The organism is Bacteroides sp. BFG-637 (assembly GCF_024793605.1).
Lineage (GTDB): Bacteria > Bacteroidota > Bacteroidia > Bacteroidales > Bacteroidaceae > Bacteroides > Bacteroides vicugnae.
Genome location: NZ_JANUPD010000002.1, coordinates 248,682 through 264,693 on the forward strand (window position 1 = coordinate 248,682; position 16,012 = coordinate 264,693).

Below are 16,012 nucleotides of genomic sequence, written 5' to 3' on the forward strand. Positions count from 1 at the left end.
ATCGTAAGTGTTTCGGCACAACAACCGCTCCGGCTCTCACAGGTTGAATGCCGAAAGATGGCGCTGTCGCACAGCGAAGAACTGCAACAGGCGGACAATAAGCTTCGACAGGCGGAACTCGATCGGAAAATTGCAAAAACGGCTTTTTTGCCAAATATCGACGCTTCGGCAACCGGAGCCTATCTACTTCCCGATATGGATATGATGGGCATGGAGATGCGTATGCGCGGTACTTATATGGCTGGCATCAATCTGACACAACCCATTTATGCGGGAGGTAAAATCACGACCGGACATCGGTTGGCCCGCATCGGTGAGGAAGCCGCAGCCGAGCGGTATCGCATGACCCGCATGGAGGTACTCGTCGAAGCCGACAATGCCTATTGGACTTATATTGCCGTAGGGCGCAAGGTGCGGATGCTGGAAAGTTACCATGCGCAGATGGATACCCTGCGCCGCCAGACGGAAACGGCACTTGCGGCGGGGATGGCGACCGAAAACGAGCTACTGCGTATCGAAGCCAAACGTAGCGACGTCCGCTATCAGTTGCAAAAGGTACAGAATGGAGCAGACCTGTGCCGTATGTCGCTCTGTCGGATTGTGGGTGTCGATTTCGATACGGAGATAGAAGCCATCGATACGACATTTGTCATTTCGGAACCCAGCGGAATTACATCGGATATAAATTCCCGCCCCGAACTGCACCTGCTCGAAAAACAGGTCGCAGCCGAAAAGGAGCAAATTCGCATGGCACGTGCCGATATGTTACCCACTATCGGGCTATCGGTCGGTTATTCCTATTACGGCAATATCAAGCTCAAAGGCATGACCGATACCGGTGGCGGTGCGATGATTCCCTATTCGCAGGAATTCCGCGACGGAATGGGCATGGCCATGCTGTCTGTGAAGATTCCGATTTTCCATTGGGGCGAGAGCCGCAAAAAGTCCGCAAAGCACAATATGAGCTGTGCAATGCCGAACTCGACCTGCAAAAGAATACCCGACTGCTCAATATCGAGGTGCAACAGGCAATCCGCAATTTGCAGGATAGTTACGGACTTATCAATACGGCGGAAAAAGGATTGCAGCAGGCTGATGAAAACCTGCGTGTGATGCGAAACCGTTATGCGGCGTCGATGGCTCCGCTGACCGACCTGCTCGACGCCCAGTCGCAGTGGCAGCAGGCCGAGAATAATCTGATTGAGGCGCAAACGCAGTATAGAATCTACGAAACGGAATATCTGCGAGCGACGGGAATATTGTAATCAAAAAGTTGGGCGATGTTTCCCTAAATGAGTTTGGTAAAGGGCTACAAACTAAAGTATAAACCCATAAACAAGTAATTCAAATATGAAAGAACAGAACAAAAAAACGTCTCTTTTTTTAAAGAAAGACAACATCAGCACCATTTCGCTACCGAACAGGATGTAGCGGAGGAATTTTTCGCGTTGCTCTCGAAAGCAAGAGAGCATTATCTTCAGGATGTCGTAACAGACGGCAAGCGGTATGACCGCTACGTGGATGACTTCGTAAACGGCCACCGGTACATAGATGCGATCAGGCGGTCTGCCGAAATTGCCACGAAATGAATATCCACATCATCAAGGGACTGCTAAACGACTGCGCCAGCCTTGTCAAACTTCTTTTTGCAGCCACCTCCTTCTCGCTTGAGAAGTGCATGGAACTAAAATGGATGTACGATACGTCCGAATCGCTGTCGATAACCGGCAGGCATCGCATCTATAAGCCGAACGACGCCCCTCCTCTTTCTTTCGGCAGCCATTTCACCCGTGAACAGATGGTAGGTATTGTGTCTTGTGCCAATACTTACCATCCTTTTTGTACTCCTATTATTGCTGTCCGGTAAAACTTTTTCGAGCTATTAAAATTAGGGCTGGCATCTCAGGTGAGGTGTCAGCCCTTTGAGTTACCTTTACGTCGCTAAACAAATAAATGTAACTATGGGTAAAGGTAGCTATTTTACCGGACAGCCGGTCTATAGTCAGGTAATTAAATTGCTTGATAAATCAGAAATAGTCAAAATCAGCCGTGAAACAAAGGGAAGCGAGGCTTACGTCAAGCGATTAGATGGTTACCAGCATCTTATTGTAATGCTTTTCGGCGTGCTGAAACACTTTGATTCTCTGCGTGAGTTGGAGATTGGCATGAAGGCGGAGGCAAACAAGTTGCATCACCTGGGTCTTGACTATCTGGTGAAACGCAGTACGCTTTCCGAGGCCAACATCCGGCGTCCCCAAGAATTCTTCGCCAAGGTGTATTCGCTTTGTTGGAGCACTATGCCAAGTTTTTAGCGGACAGCCGCCCTGTGCACACCTACAAAGGCTGCACGCACGAGCCCAAGGACTGGGAGAAACTTCTTTATATGATGGATTCAACAACCATTAGCCTCTTTGACAACATTCTAAAAGGCGTTGGACGCCATCCTAAATCGGGAAGGAAGAAGGGCGGTATGAAAGTACATACGGTGATGAAGTACCATGTTGGACTTCCGATGGTGGTGCAACTCACTTCAGCGGCCAAACAGGACCATTACCTGCTCAAAGAGGTATATTTGCCGAAAGATTCCACCTTGGCAATGGATCGCGGATATATCGACATAGCCCAATTCCAGGGGCTTACGGAAAAAGGCGTGTGTTATGTGACAAAGATGAAGAGAAACTTGAAATACGAAGTGCTGGAGTCTATCACATATGTCAACCCACAGGGACTTGTCACCCACATAGACCAAAAAGTGAGCTTTACCCGCAACGAACTGACACACGAGGCGCGACGTGTGGCGATTTTCGATAATAAGAAGAAAGCTGTAGTGCTACTGACCAACAACTTCGAGTTCTCAGTAGAGGACATTTCCGAGATTTACCGTCTGAAATGGGGCCATAGAGAGCCTGTACAAGCAGCTCAAGCAAAACTTTCCGCTGCATTTCTTCTATGGAGACAGCGTCAATGCCATACAAATCCAAACGTGGGTGGCACTGATTGCCAACCTGCTCTTCATTGTGCTGTCAAGAACCATCAAGCAGCATTGCGCTTTCTCGCAACTCGTGACTATGGTGCGCCTGACACTCATGTACTACATCGATTTCATAGCCTTTATGGAAAATCCAGACAGGATTTGGGAGGATATGGTGACTAAAGAAAGCTCAATGCACCACCTGAACCTGGACTTTTCGACTAAGGGGGCTTGCTTTTGAAAAATCCTAGCCGAAGCACGTATATACAGAGCTTCGGGAAGAATTTTCATGACGTTATGAGTTTTACCGGACAGCAATAAAAAAAATAGAAAACATCGAGCTAACCGAAGGCTACTCGCTCAAATGGCTTGGCGAACAGAAGTTGCAGGCGGATGCTATGACCAATATTTTCAAATTCATTCCTCTGACCATCATCCTCATCCTTGTCATACTGTTATTGCTTTTCAATGACATCCGCAAGTTGCTCCTGATTCTTTGCTGCCTGCCTTTTGTCATCGTGGGTATTTCGCCGACGTTGCTTATCACGGGAACGCCGTTTACTTTCATGGCCATTCTCGGAGCTATGGGATTGATGGGAATGATGATAAAAAACTCGATCGTACTGGTGGACGAAATCACGCGCCTCACCAAAGAAGGCATGGCGCCTTACGATGCCATCATCAACTCCACAGTCAACCGCACGCGTCCTGTTTTTTTGGGGAGCAAAATATATCACCTTATTTTTTATTGATCACTTAATAACAGACAACCTTAGATACTACCTTTTTTATTAAGTACATCCCCAATCATCGCTTTCACCTCCTGCCCAACTTCTACAAAATTCCTGTAGAGAATCCGTTCCCGCTCTTCTCTAGAATTGAATGTATAGAACCGGGGCAGCGGATAGTTTTTATAGTCCGCTTCCTCTCTCTTTATCGCTGTCATGTCAAAGTCCGTCTTGCAGTAAAACTTGGAAGTTTTGAATTCATCCGATTCCTGAATGTTCATACTTCCATTCTTCCCTACCTTCGTTTTCACAAAGTCACGTGCGACCTGGCCGCATATCCAGCCAGTAGGCAAATCGGAAATCTTACTTGCCGGAACGAGGTTGTCCATATTTTCATTCAGATTAATCGAGGTCTTGTCCCGATCAATAGTTACTCCTTTCTTGAGCTGCACCACCTTACCGAAAATATCATTACTCAGCCACTCCAGCGTTTCCTTGGCACGGGCAGAGCCGCTTATCACATTGCCCACAGTTGTAATAATCTTCTGCATACCCACTTTCCCGTAATCCGCTTCCAATTGTGGTAGTTCCTGAAATCCCAAAGCCACGCTTACCTTATTACTTCGGGCAGTACCTATCAGTCGGTCTATCTTATGGAAGTACAGCGTAGGCAACTCATCCACGATAATGCTCACTGGGATATTCTTACCTTGCCCAGTATTCACTCTTGTCACAAGCCGGTTCAGAATCAGAGCATTCAATGCTCCGATAATGCTTTCCATCTCCGGGTCATTAGCTATCAGCAGATAGCTTGGATTCTTCGGGTCTGATACTTTCAAGTCAAAGTCATCACCGTCTTTATGAAAAATCCAATAAGACTCTTTGGTAGCCAACCGGCTAGTATAGACACGCAGCGTGCCGATCATACCCTCCAACTGTTCCATCGCTTTGTTTTTCAATGCCGTTTGAAACGGACCGAGTAGCGGCGCTACCTCATTATCCGTTTCCAACACTTCAAATATGGTTTGATATCCTTCATTCAGAAATGAAAGAATATGTGGCATATCCGAATATTTGCCCAACCAATAAGCCGGCTGAACTATATCCCCATCTTTCTTATCACGCACCACACCTGTCGGTTTCCAGAATTTCGTTTCCTTGTCTTGCGCTTTTTCCGCATACAGCCGTTTACCATTCTCATCGTATGGCTCCCGTTCATAGTTCACAAAGAAGTAGATGCACGCTGCCAGGAAGTTGACCGCCGATGTTTGGAAAAACTGATCACTGCCGCCACCGCCTTCTCTCTTTCCTTTTTGCAGGGATTCCAGCAATGTCTCAGCCGTCTCACTAGCCGCCGCCAAGTTCTGGATGTATTTTTGCTGAATGGGATTCACCCTCCGGCTGTATTCCACATTCACAAAGTTGATAGTGTTAAACTTACAGCCTTTAGGTACTTTGCCAAGTTTTTGATTCTTCCTGTAATGATAGTAGAGTTTCTCAGCCAAGGTCGGAAACTTATAATCATACACCACCATCGCAAACCCTTTAGCGGAGTGCTGGCGGATAAACGGTTCAATGATGGAAAAGGTCTTGCCTGATCCCGGCGTACCCACGACCCAAGTTCCTCTGAACGGATTAGAAATATTACAGAATCCTTTACGAAACTTACCTTTATAATAGAAGCGCATCGGGATGTTCACCGAATATGCAGTTTCCTGAAGCTGGGTACACTGTTCAAAACTTTCGTTCTCAAGGTTAAAGCGATCTTTCAGCAATCCTTCCTTCAGTAACTTTGAGATATTATCTAATGCCACATGTGCCAGAATAGTTCCCACGATGGTGGTTCCCATGTAGAGAATAATATTCAGTGGCAAACCGTAGAACCGTACATTCAGGGTAAAGCCAAAGAGGCACACGGCCGCTATCAGCAACGCTACACCACTAACCAACGGATAAAGCACTTGCCGTCTGGCATCAAATTCCAAATGCTTCTTATTCCGGGTGCCCACACACGTGATGCAGATAAGCGCAAAGGTCGCTATCTTGCTGTAAACAAGATTTCCGTCCTGATAGATAAGCCACGTCTTGATACGACCATGCACATCACAGAGTATGCCGTTCCAGTGGTCTAGCATCTCCGGTGACACGGCATACTCGAAAAATTCCATCAGGATAGAGATATAAATCACTGCTCTGAATATCTTGTACGCTCCCTGTAGTTCCTTGCTTTCTTCCATATATTCCTGTATCTGTTTGTATCAGTACGTGCTACTCATTGATGGTTATGATCGCTCTCGCCTTATGCGCTTGCAGCTTCGGTGTTTCCTGCAAGGCTCCGCTTCCAACGGAATACAGCCACGCTTTGGCAGTCTGCTGTCCTTTCACCTCCGTAGAAGTCCAGTACCAGCACCGGTCAGGATGATCAGGCACCAAGTCCCCTCCGCAAAGTCCGATAGATTGGTTCACTACTTCTTTCACGCCATGCAACAGCTTCATTTGAGCCACCGACGGGATATAAGCACTTTGTCCGTAGCTCCAAATATCGAACACGCTTTTCGCCAAAGGAGAAGACGTATCCGTCGTATGAAATAGGGCAAAGGTGTTAGCGTTCCCGTCCAGTGCAGTCATATCTGCCGATGTACCTTGATTTACTCCGATACTATCTGCAAAAGCTTCGGCAGTCGTATCATGGAGATATACGGCATAACCTTTCCCTTCCGTTTCTGAATCACGATTCAGGTAGAAAACAACTCCGACAGCTTCCTTGCCTGATTCTTTATAGTCGTCGTAGGCCAGCGCCTGCCCGTCCGTACACAGGATATGGCCCACTTTCATAGCAGTGTCCGGGAACTCCCTATGACTGTCACAAGCCGTTAGCAGAACGGCACTCATACATATGAATAGTATCTTTCTCATCTGGTTGGTATTTTTACTCCGATTACTATACCTGTGAGAAACAAGTCTTTACCTTCTATCATAATGTCACTTCTCACTTGCCAGTAGAGCTGCCACCCCTTTTTCAAGGAATAGCTGTGTTCGTAGCCTACGTGAATACCGCCTAACACATTACCGCACCCGGAACCCAGTGAGCCGCCAAGCCGCAAATTTCCATGATGGTTACGCCCTCTCACTACGCAAGGCTTGTAAGCCACACCCAATCCCCACGTTCTGTAGTTGTTCCAAAATGACTCAGGACAGACATGTCCGCAGGAAGCGCATTTATCCCATTTCAGATAGGCATTGCCGAAAAACTCCCATGCGTTATGATACTTTGTCTCGTATTCATAGCCGATAGTCAAATCCATTCCATTCTCATAGAGCAGTCCGGTTCCTATTTGTATTCTTCCGTCCCGGTCATCCGCCCATGCAGTAGTGCCCATTGTCAAGGCTGCTACCAATATCATCAGTATCTTTTTCATTCTTCTCTCAATAAGGCGTTATTAAAGCTATCAGCACTCAACACATCTTCATAGTCTATATTGAGAGTGATGGTTCTGCCGGAAATCTGTTTCTCGCTCATCTCAATGGTCAGTACCTTGTCGTTGGGGAACGTCAGTTTCTTTACGACCATTACATTCCGATACCCGTGTAGAAAGGATTTTGTCTGTTCCAAGATCATTTCAGGCTTCAGTTCGATAATTTGCGAATTAGTCGCTTTCGACACTTTTTTGTCTGCCAGCTTGATGCGCACTTCATCGATGTCAAATCGGATGTTCGTACAATTTTCTATCGAGTAATCGATAAAGAAATAGTCACCCACGGCATACACATTGTTCAGCCGCATAGTCATCCGGTGTTGCTTGCTACTCACATTCCTGAACTTTGCCGGAGAAGTCCATATCTGCCGGGCATAGCGGTACATCTCTTCGGTGGACAGGCTCACTGCCGGATTACGGTAAGCCTGTCTTTCCATGAGTTGTATTTCTTTGTCACTCACCGCTTCCTTCATCCTTGTTGTGTAGAGCAAAGCATATTGCGTGCGGTATCGTTCCGTCACTATCGTTACGATGGCCAATACCTCGCCATCCTCGTGGCCACCTTCTTTGGGCTTCAGTCGGATGGTATTATTGATAGGTTGGTCACCTGCCACCTTTTCGGTGGATATATCCACAAATCGAATCGGTTCCGAGGCGGTGATGACGGTAGTCACCTGCTCATTCACAGTTATCTGTTCCATCTCTTCGTAGGTCTGTTGTGCGAAGGTCGGACATACTGTCAATAGCCCCCATGCGAGGGATGCAATCTTCTGTTTGATATTCATATCTTTTACTCCTTATTATCGTTCCGTTGATTTTTTCTCTTTACCGTTCACCAGGTACACGAATGTCCCGTATTTCAGCTTCGCCTTATTCTTCTTCACCGACTTAGAGATGGCATTGCTGGTTTGCTGATAAGCATTCTGTACAGCTTGCATACCCCATTGGGTAAAGCTGTTGCCACCCGTTCCGTTGTTCATATTTACATTGCTGCCCAAGGCACTGCTCGCCACATCCTTGCTTGTTTCCCTGAATGTGCTACTAGGTACATATAACCCTTCCAACCCGTCCGTATCGTAAATGGAAAGATCCACCTTCAGCAGTTCATCATCCACCATCAGGCTTTTCACATTGCCTTTCACTCGTTGGCTACCGAATCCGGTCATCGTAGCATAGAGGTAAGCTCCTTTGGATACAACCAGCTCACCGATTTCCACATCATCCAGCAGTCGAAGCCTTACCCTCGACCCATCCACCGCCTTGATGTCCTCGTCTATGATGGCTTTTATCAATTTCGGTTCCGACTCATTCTCGGCCAAAGTGTGGAAATAATCCGATGGCTTCTTTACAAGTTTTACTACCGTACTACTTGTAGTATTATCGCCAATACCGTTCACCTCTATTTTCCCTTTCATGGCGGTATGTCCGTTTCCTGCATTGTCCGTATTCTCAGCCATATCCGGCACACCTTCCGTATTTTTCTGACCGTTCAGCCGTGCTTCGGCAAATGCTTTTTGCAATTCTGCCAATGCCCCTTGTTCCCGTTGTTTGCTTCGTGCCAGCCGTTCCGCTTCGCTGAGTGGTTGCAGGTTGGTGGAGTCCGTCATCAGATTTTTCCCTTTTTCAGCACTTTGCCGGAGTTTTTCCTGCATCTCTTGCGAGCGTTGCAGTTTTTCCAGTTCCTCGGTCCTTTGGGCTGCTTCCATATCCAGCAGGGCAAGGTCATCTTTTGAATACTTCGAATCATAGCCTTCCTTGTCCTCTTCCTCATTGCCCCGGTCAATATTCTCTACCGCCGAATAGTCCTGGATTTTTCCGTAGGACTTCACCATGCTCTCGTACTTGCCGCCTATACCGTCACTCTGAATCTGTGCTTGTGGCAGTTCCGGATTCAGAAATTCCGTGGTTTGCAGTTCACTTGGTTTCTCTGCTGCTTCGGTGTCAAAGATGTCAAAGACTAAATACCCGGTTATCAACAAGAGGGGGTAGAGGATAGCAGGAAGCATATACTTCGGCTGCTTGAAGTTTATCTTATCTGTGATCATTGCGGTGAAGTTTTTGTTTGAGTAATTTTTCCTGTTGCTCCGTAGCCGTTGCGTGTTGCTCTGTCTTCTGCATCCGGCTCACGGCTACCATGCGGTAAATATTAAATGCCAGGCAACTCACCACAATGGTGAATACGATGGTAAGAAACCATTTCGGATGTTTACAGGCAAACCGCTGCACACCACTGGCCGCCTTATCAATTTTCAATACTTTGGCAGTCTTGCAGCCTGCCGCCACTTCACTCTCATACCGCTTTCTGTATTTCGGATCGTCTTTGTCTGGCATTCTTTCTCCGATTATCATCTTTTTCCAACTCATATCAATATGCTTTAGGGATTATTCTCAATAATTGTTCTTTGTCTTCTGCTCAATGTCTTTGTTCAGCAGCGTTCGCCAGTTCACCACCAGTAGCCCGTGTGGGTTGTTGTCCGTTCTCGGCACCCGTTTCAGTTGTCCTGCTGTCACCAGTTCACGGGTCAGGATGCTTGTCCTTCGCTCAATGCGTTGGCGGCCGTAATAGGTAAATTCCATCTTTTCCTTATCGAATTTAATGCTGTCACAGAAGATGGAGAACACCGCACTCGTACCCATGATATTGTTATAGAAGCCTTTTTCTTTCAGGGTATTGTATTGCGCCAATCCCGTTTCATCGACTAAGTACATCGCCTTTTCCATCGTGTATTTGATGTATTTATCATCAGGAGCCAATGTGAAAAAATAGTGGTGGAACATCTCCACATGGCTTTTGGCTTCCACGTCAAGGGTTTCCTCCATCGTGGTACGCTGTACTAGGATGGGTACATTGCCGTCCAATACATACACTTTCTGTTGAGCATCCACCACCATAGTTCTTGCCGTCCAGATACTCGATACGCTGATAAGAATACACCCCAACAGGAAAAATCCACAGATGATGGTTACCAGCTTTACTTTGTTTTCAAGATTCTTAATGACCATATTTGATTCTATTTTTGTTGCTTGTCCTTTTCTTTTCCCTTATTTCATCATGGAACTGATAGCTCTCGTCGTTGACATCTTGGCTTGTTGTGCCACACCCTCGCCGAAGTTTCGGGTAGAGAATGCCGTATCTCCTTCCGGCACCATCCATGCCGCCAAGTCCGGCACAAGGTTCAGGCATTTCAGAGCCACGATGCTTGCCGCCATCAGATAACCGGCAGAGAAAAAGGAGTTTTGCAGGTAGGCAGCCATGGTCTGTTCGGAGGTGGTGATTGCTTTCAGGTTCTCCATCTGTATGCAGAGCACAATGTCAAAGAGTAATAGCACGTAGAATCCCACGAAGTACAACATCGCCCCATAAAAATGCACCGTCAGATACCTTGTCAGCCACTTCGCCCATGCACCTTCCCATTTCGGAAGCAGGCTGAAAGCCCACTGTATAGGGCCAAAGATGGTCAGCATACCGAGCAATATCTGCTGACAGTATATCGTTGCCCATTAGCCAATGTATTGAAACGAAGGGAAAATAAAAACAAATAAAATCTATATAAATATTGATTATCAATGTATTATTAAGTAATGATGATTTCTGTTGTATTCCTTAAAAATCTCTATTATTCGACATTTTTGTTACCTAAAACGATACTTATATCCGGATTATTTGTTATCTTTGTATATGGATATAAATCGCTGATATACAATGGGAAGAAAAAAGAAATCATTAATAGAGAAATCTCCGTTCAAGTTACGTCACCGCAAACTGGCGGACGGACGTTTATCCCTGTTTCTTGACCGTAGCGTAGACGGCGGGCATGAGTACGAGTTTCTGCAACTCTACCTCATGCCGGAAACATCCGCCAAAGCAAAGCGGCAAAACGCGCAGACACTCCGCAAGGCGGAAGATATCCAGCGAGAACGGACAGAAGCCCTGCTCAATGCGAAGGTGGAAACAGTACCGGAAAGCAAATCTTCCGATATGCTGCTGTCCGACTGGATGGCCATTGTCCGCAAGAACCACGAACACCGGGGAGCACGCGACCTGAACGGAATTGACAACGCCCGCAAGAACCTGCTGAAATTCCGTGCAGATGTCAGGCTCCGTGATGTGGACAGACAGTTCTACCTTGATTATATCGACTGGCTTCGCTCTTCCTGCAAGACCGCATGGGGAAAACAGGTTACTCCCAAGACGGCCCATTCCTATTATACCACTTTGCGTACCGCTTTGAACGAGGCTGTGCGTGAAAGACTGATTGAATCAAATCCTTGGTACAAACTGGAGATGACCGAGAAAATCAAAGTTCCCGAAAGCAAACGGGATTTTCTGACCATCGAGGAGATAAAGAAAATGATAGCCACGCCATTCTTTAACGAGCAGGTACGGCAGGCATACCTGTTTTCCTGTTTTTGTGGACTTCGTATCAGTGACATACGGAAATTGCGCTGGCGTGACATCTCCACATCAGGCGGGCAATGGCTCGTGTCTGTAGTTATGACAAAGACCACGAATCCCGTTTATATCCCCCTTTCGCCCCAAGCGGTAAAATGGTTGCCGGAACGTAATGGCTGCACACCGGATGGCCTTGTCTTTGGAGGGTTGCCCAATACAAGCAACCTTTGTGTCAGTCTCAAGAACTGGGCTGATAAGGCAGGCGTAAAGAAGAACGTGACATTTCACACGGCACGTCATTCATGCGCGGTGCTGCTGCTGACGCTCGGAGCGGACATCTATACCGTTTCCAAAATCCTCGGCCACCGTTCCGTGCGTGCCACACAGGTTTATGCGAAAATAGTAGACAAGAAAAAGGACGATGCAATCGCCTTGGTTGACGACGCATTCTAAATACATTATTATATATGGCAACAACAAGGAAATCAACCAGACTCAAGGAACCGGTAAAGGTGCGCACGAAGAAGCTCGCCGACGGTTCGGAATCCTATTATCTCGACATCTATGTTGACGGAAAACGCAGTTACGAGTTCTTGAAACTATACCTGTTGCCCGAAATCAATCCTATGGTCAAGGAGCAGAACCGTGCCACAAAAGCGGCGGTAGAAGCCATCAAATCAAAACGCATCATCGAACTGACCCACTCGAAGGCCGGACTGAAAAAGACATCCGTCCGTTCCAAAATGCTGCTGGACGACTGGATGGAAACCTATCTTGCCGAACAGGAACGAAAAGGCGCGAGAGGACTGAAACTGTTACGGACAGTCTGCCGGTTGCTTCCCCTTTACAAGAAAAAGGTGAGGATGAGAGAGATTGACAAGGACTGGTGTCTGGGTTTCATCGACTGGATTCAGCACACCTACAAGACCCGGTGGGACAAGCCGCTTTCACCCAAAAGCGCAGCGGACTACGTGGGCTATTTTTCCACGGCACTCAACGCCGCCGTCCGTGCCGAAGTTATCCCGGAGAACCCGATAATGACACTTGCAGCCACAGAACGTATCAAGGTGCCGGAATCCAAACGGGAATACCTGACCATTGACGAGATTAAAATTCTGATCGACACGGAATGCCCCCGTGAAGACGTGAAACGTGCCTACCTTTTCGCCTGTTACTGCGGTTTGAGGTTGAGCGATGTCTATGCCTTACGATGGAAAGATATTGTTCAGGACGGGGAACAATACCGGATGTCAACCGTGATGCAAAAAACTACCACACCGATTTACTTGCCTCTTTCCCGCCATGCCGTCCGTTGGCTGCCTGAAAGGAACGGTGCGGAAGACGGGCTGCATGTCTTTGCCGGACTCCCGGCAGAACCCAATATCAACAAGGTACTGGCCAAATGGATGGCAACGGCAGGAATCAATAAAAAAATCACCTATCACACGAGCCGCCACACGTTCGCCACGATGATGCTTACCCTCGGAGCGGACCTTTATACCACGAGCAAACTGCTCGGCCACGCCAACGTAAAGACCACGCAGATATACGCGAAAATCGTTGACAGCAAGAAAGTTGAAGCGGTGAATCTGGTTGATAACGTATTTGGCTGACATCCTGCGTTGTACTCCATTACCACCGGTTCCAATCCTATTTGAATAATTGCCGAATTTTGACCTTCCCTGTCAGATTTCAATCCGAAGAGGTCAAAACTCGGCATATCTGTTTATCAGATACATAAACCTGAACTAATCTTCTTGATTGAGATAGATAATTTCAGATTTATGGACGCAGCTCATAAACCTCACAAAACCTTATATCTGAATTTACAGCGTAATATTTCGTAGATAATTTCAAATAAGTGGTTCTAAAATTTGCTTGGGCAATTCCAAATGCGTAATTTTGCATCAAAACATGAAAGTATGGATAAACTTATTGGCCGCGACAAAGAACACGCGGAACTGGAAAGATGCCTGAACTCGGACAGATCGGAGCTGGTCATAGTCTACGGCAGGCGGCGTATCGGAAAGACATTCCTGATTGAAGAATTTTTCGACCGGAAGTTTGATTTCAAATATGTCGGTGCGCATGGAATGACCACCCGCAGACAGTTGAACAACTTCCTGAATGTGCTCAACAGTTATTCGGAAAAAAAGTTCTCCCATTTAAGCAACTGGGATGGAAGCCTTTTATGCCCTTGAAGAATACCTGTCGTCCCTGCCCGCTGACCGTAAACGGATTGTGTTCATAGATGAAATGCCTTGGATGGATTCGGGAAAATCCATATTCGTGTCGGCCCTTGAAAACTTCTGGAACGGCTGGGCCATGTCACAGCGGAACATCATGCTTATCGCCACGGGGTCCGCGACCTCATGGATGAAAGACAAGATTGTCGCCAACAAGGGAGGCCTCCATGCCAGAGTGACGTGTAACCTGCATCTGTCCCCGTTTACCCTGAATGAGACGGAGCGGTATCTCGCAACCAGAGGCATCGAATGGGACCGTTACCAGCTTACCCAGACATACATGGTGCTTGGCGGTGTTCCGTTTTATTACAGCCTTCTTGACCCCACGTTGAGCCTTTCCCAGAATATAGACCGGCTGTTTTTCAATGAAGGCGCACTTTTGAAACTGGAGTTCGAGGAGCTATACAACGCCCTTTTCGACAATGCCGACCTGTACACGTCAATCGTGCAACTACTCAGCGAACACGAATCGGGAATGACAAGCAAGGACATATTCCAGTCACTATCATCGAAGAGCAGCAACATAACCAAGGCGATAAAAAACCTTGAAAGGTCCGATATGATAGAGAAATGGCTTCAGTACGGCAACAAACGTCGCGGAGCCGTTTACAGGCTTACGGATTTCTTTTCGCTGTTCTATTTCAAGTTCCTTGCCGACAACCTCTCACACGATGATGAATGGTGGAGCAATCATCTTGATTCCGGAAATGTATTCGACTGGATGGGCAGCAGTTTCGAGCTTGTCTGCATGAGACATCATAAACAGATCAAGTCGGCTTTGGGAATAAGGGGCATGGCTACATCCTTGTCCACATGGCAGGTCAAGCCCAACAAGGAGGAAGGAATGCCCGGCGGACAAATAGACATGATAATAGAGCGGGCTGACCGGATCATACACCTGTGCGAGATGAAATTCTGCATGGACACATACCGTATCAAGCCCGAATACGAACGCCGGTTGCGTGACCGTTCCGGTTTGTTCAGGGAACTTACCAAGACCAACAAGACATTGGTTCATACCTTTATCACGACGTATGGCGTGGCCAATGGCAAGAACAGAAGCATCGTCCACAGCGAGGTGACGATGGACGACCTTTTCAATTCCTGACGACTATGATGATACGGCAAATAACACAACGGTTGCACGAAGTGAACACACTTCTTGCCACTTACGGACAAGGTGTTTTGTCTTTTGAACAGGTCTTGCCTCCGTCCCTGTTCTATCAGGATTTCAACGACACGAACCTTCTTGTCAAGGAGGCTGCCTGTCTGGTAAAGGAAAACCCCGGACAACTTCTGGACTTTTCCTCTTCCCTTCTTTCGGAAACGAACAAATACCTTTCACTCGACAGGACGCCGTTGCAGGTGGCGGACTTTGAAACCCTTTTCAGGGAACACCTCAAACCGCTTGAACTCCGGTACGAGGAAGCGAAAGCAAGCGCCACAAAATTATGGAGCGAATATTCGGCGATGAGCAGCCGGCTGGATTTCCTGCCTCTGGATTCGGAAGAATACAGGTCGCTCGATGCGGAATGCGGTGCGGCAAAGGCAAAGTATGACGTGGCCCACGCGCACGCGAATCTATTATATAAAGAATGGGTGCAGGAGCGTGACCGGAATTTCTGTGTCTGGTGTTTCAAACCGATGTTCCTCGACGTGCTGGTGGAGCGTCTGCAGGGTATCGCCGGAAGCATCATCTCCGACATCGGACGCATGAAGGAGGGGAAACCATGAACCGTGCAAGCCTGCTGCAAGAGACCGCCGCATGGATGGACACCGTTGACCTCGCCCTGTGCCTGTTCATCTACGAGGTGTGCAACGACTACCAGTTCGAGTACCTGTCGGGCAGCGACTTCGTGAACTTCCTGAACCTGAAACCCACCGGACGGGCGGTCATCGTGCGCCCGAAAGAGAACCTGCGCATCTGTTACATGGTGTTTTCCATCGCCCGTACCATCAGGCCGCGCGAGCGCGGGAAACTCTGGTCGGAAGAGTTCCTGAAACGCTGCGGCATATCCAAATCCTACTACGACAAGCACCGCAGCGACGTTTGCAACAAAGGTGCTACAAAAGAGAACCAAGATTTCCGCAAATCCATCGACAGGGCCGTTGAAAACGCAAGACGGCTGAAAGGCACCCCATAACCGCCCGCCGTTTCCCCATTCAGCCCGGTATCTCCCCATTATAGCCATGCGCTA

Annotated in this window: 14 protein-coding genes and 4 pseudogenes; 10 read left to right on the forward strand and 8 right to left on the reverse strand. The window is 47.6% G+C overall.

Annotation, left to right across the window (positions count from 1 at the left end; all coding sequences use genetic code 11):
* The first annotated feature begins 57 nt into the window (after positions 1 to 57).
* The 5 genes and pseudogenes from NXX38_RS01065 to NXX38_RS01085 all read left to right on the forward strand — a co-directional run bounded on the left by NXX38_RS01065 (position 58) and on the right by NXX38_RS01085 (position 3,723).
* Positions 58 to 1,265, forward strand: a pseudogene (locus tag NXX38_RS01065) (TolC family protein).
* Between the two features lie 183 nt (positions 1,266 to 1,448).
* Positions 1,449 to 1,861, forward strand: a pseudogene (locus NXX38_RS01070) (hypothetical protein); the annotation flags it as partial.
* Positions 1,862 to 1,922: 61 nt separating this feature from the next.
* Positions 1,923 to 2,312, forward strand: coding sequence for a DUF4372 domain-containing protein (locus tag NXX38_RS01075; RefSeq protein WP_258978378.1), 390 nt, complete (start codon positions 1,923 to 1,925; stop codon positions 2,310 to 2,312).
* 74 nt (positions 2,313 to 2,386) lie between these two features.
* Complete coding sequence (locus NXX38_RS01080; RefSeq protein ID WP_258981825.1) at positions 2,387 to 3,154, forward strand: transposase; 768 nt, start codon at positions 2,387 to 2,389, stop codon at positions 3,152 to 3,154.
* A 143-nt stretch (positions 3,155 to 3,297) separates the two neighbouring features.
* A complete protein-coding gene (locus tag NXX38_RS01085; RefSeq protein ID WP_324292057.1) occupies positions 3,298 to 3,723 on the forward strand; it encodes an efflux RND transporter permease subunit in 426 nt (141 codons plus the stop codon).
* A 20-nt stretch (positions 3,724 to 3,743) separates the two neighbouring features.
* Here NXX38_RS01085 and NXX38_RS01090 read toward each other — a convergent pair whose 3' ends face one another.
* From NXX38_RS01090 to NXX38_RS01125, 8 genes and pseudogenes are all read right to left on the reverse strand, one after another.
* Positions 3,744 to 5,936 (reverse strand): type IV secretory system conjugative DNA transfer family protein, encoded by a 2,193-nt coding sequence (locus NXX38_RS01090; protein ID WP_258978379.1) that lies wholly within the window; start codon positions 5,934 to 5,936, stop codon positions 3,744 to 3,746.
* Between the two features lie 31 nt (positions 5,937 to 5,967).
* Positions 5,968 to 6,615 (reverse strand): DUF1566 domain-containing protein, encoded by a 648-nt coding sequence (locus NXX38_RS01095; RefSeq protein ID WP_258978380.1) that lies wholly within the window; start codon positions 6,613 to 6,615, stop codon positions 5,968 to 5,970.
* Positions 6,612 to 7,118, reverse strand: coding sequence for a hypothetical protein (locus NXX38_RS01100; RefSeq protein ID WP_409012835.1), 507 nt, complete (start codon positions 7,116 to 7,118; stop codon positions 6,612 to 6,614). The genes NXX38_RS01095 and NXX38_RS01100 overlap by 4 nt, the downstream gene beginning before the upstream one ends.
* Positions 7,115 to 7,960 (reverse strand): conjugative transposon protein TraN, encoded by an 846-nt coding sequence (traN, locus tag NXX38_RS01105; RefSeq protein ID WP_258978381.1) that lies wholly within the window; start codon positions 7,958 to 7,960, stop codon positions 7,115 to 7,117. The genes NXX38_RS01100 and traN overlap by 4 nt, the downstream gene beginning before the upstream one ends.
* A 15-nt stretch (positions 7,961 to 7,975) precedes the next feature.
* The gene (gene traM, locus NXX38_RS01110; protein ID WP_258978382.1) at positions 7,976 to 9,220 is read right to left on the reverse strand and encodes a conjugative transposon protein TraM; all 1,245 of its coding nucleotides are present in this window, start codon (positions 9,218 to 9,220) and stop codon (positions 7,976 to 7,978) included.
* Positions 9,207 to 9,539: a hypothetical protein gene (locus NXX38_RS01115; protein ID WP_258978383.1), complete on the reverse strand. Its 333-nt coding sequence runs from the start codon at positions 9,537 to 9,539 to the stop codon at positions 9,207 to 9,209. Before NXX38_RS01115 ends, traM begins: the two co-directional genes overlap by 14 nt.
* 24 nt (positions 9,540 to 9,563) lie before the next feature.
* Positions 9,564 to 10,178: a conjugative transposon protein TraK gene (traK, locus tag NXX38_RS01120; RefSeq protein WP_258978384.1), complete on the reverse strand. Its 615-nt coding sequence runs from the start codon at positions 10,176 to 10,178 to the stop codon at positions 9,564 to 9,566.
* A 39-nt stretch (positions 10,179 to 10,217) separates the two neighbouring features.
* Positions 10,218 to 10,676, reverse strand: a pseudogene (locus NXX38_RS01125) (hypothetical protein); the annotation flags it as partial.
* 202 nt (positions 10,677 to 10,878) lie between these two features.
* Here NXX38_RS01125 and NXX38_RS01130 point away from each other — a divergent pair.
* The 5 genes and pseudogenes from NXX38_RS01130 (at position 10,879) to NXX38_RS01150 (ending at position 15,958) form a co-directional block, all read left to right on the forward strand.
* On the forward strand, positions 10,879 to 12,021 hold the full coding sequence (locus tag NXX38_RS01130) for a site-specific integrase (protein ID WP_032539976.1): 1,143 nt from the start codon (positions 10,879 to 10,881) through the stop codon (positions 12,019 to 12,021).
* A gap of 14 nt (positions 12,022 to 12,035) precedes the next feature.
* Positions 12,036 to 13,181: a site-specific integrase gene (locus tag NXX38_RS01135; RefSeq protein WP_032539977.1), complete on the forward strand. Its 1,146-nt coding sequence runs from the start codon at positions 12,036 to 12,038 to the stop codon at positions 13,179 to 13,181.
* 309 nt (positions 13,182 to 13,490) lie between these two features.
* Positions 13,491 to 14,922: pseudogene (locus NXX38_RS01140) on the forward strand (AAA family ATPase).
* 5 nt (positions 14,923 to 14,927) lie between these two features.
* Positions 14,928 to 15,548, forward strand: coding sequence for a hypothetical protein (locus NXX38_RS01145; protein ID WP_032539979.1), 621 nt, complete (start codon positions 14,928 to 14,930; stop codon positions 15,546 to 15,548).
* Positions 15,545 to 15,958 carry a hypothetical protein gene (locus NXX38_RS01150; protein WP_032539980.1) on the forward strand — a complete coding sequence of 138 codons (414 nt, stop codon included), beginning with the start codon at positions 15,545 to 15,547 and terminating at the stop codon, positions 15,956 to 15,958. Before NXX38_RS01145 ends, NXX38_RS01150 begins: the two co-directional genes overlap by 4 nt.
* The last annotated feature ends 54 nt before the right edge of the window (positions 15,959 to 16,012 follow it).

Bases quoted from the DNA above. Each gene is read 5' to 3' on its own strand.
- NXX38_RS01145 (WP_032539979.1), top strand. From the start codon at position 14,928: ATGATGATACGGCAAATAACACAACGGTTGCACGAAGTGAACACACTT.
- NXX38_RS01080 (WP_258981825.1), top strand. From the start codon at position 2,387: ATGGATTCAACAACCATTAGCCTCTTTGACAACATTCTAAAAGGCGTT.
- traK (WP_258978384.1), bottom strand. From the start codon at position 10,178: ATGGTCATTAAGAATCTTGAAAACAAAGTAAAGCTGGTAACCATCATC.
- NXX38_RS01150 (WP_032539980.1), top strand. From the start codon at position 15,545: ATGAACCGTGCAAGCCTGCTGCAAGAGACCGCCGCATGGATGGACACC.
- traN (WP_258978381.1), bottom strand. From the start codon at position 7,960: ATGAATATCAAACAGAAGATTGCATCCCTCGCATGGGGGCTATTGACA.
- traM (WP_258978382.1), bottom strand. From the start codon at position 9,220: ATGATCACAGATAAGATAAACTTCAAGCAGCCGAAGTATATGCTTCCT.
- NXX38_RS01090 (WP_258978379.1), bottom strand. From the start codon at position 5,936: ATGGAAGAAAGCAAGGAACTACAGGGAGCGTACAAGATATTCAGAGCA.
- NXX38_RS01095 (WP_258978380.1), bottom strand. From the start codon at position 6,615: ATGAGAAAGATACTATTCATATGTATGAGTGCCGTTCTGCTAACGGCT.
- NXX38_RS01130 (WP_032539976.1), top strand. From the start codon at position 10,879: ATGGGAAGAAAAAAGAAATCATTAATAGAGAAATCTCCGTTCAAGTTA.
- NXX38_RS01115 (WP_258978383.1), bottom strand. From the start codon at position 9,539: ATGAGTTGGAAAAAGATGATAATCGGAGAAAGAATGCCAGACAAAGAC.
- NXX38_RS01100 (WP_409012835.1), bottom strand. From the start codon at position 7,118: ATGAAAAAGATACTGATGATATTGGTAGCAGCCTTGACAATGGGCACT.
- NXX38_RS01135 (WP_032539977.1), top strand. From the start codon at position 12,036: ATGGCAACAACAAGGAAATCAACCAGACTCAAGGAACCGGTAAAGGTG.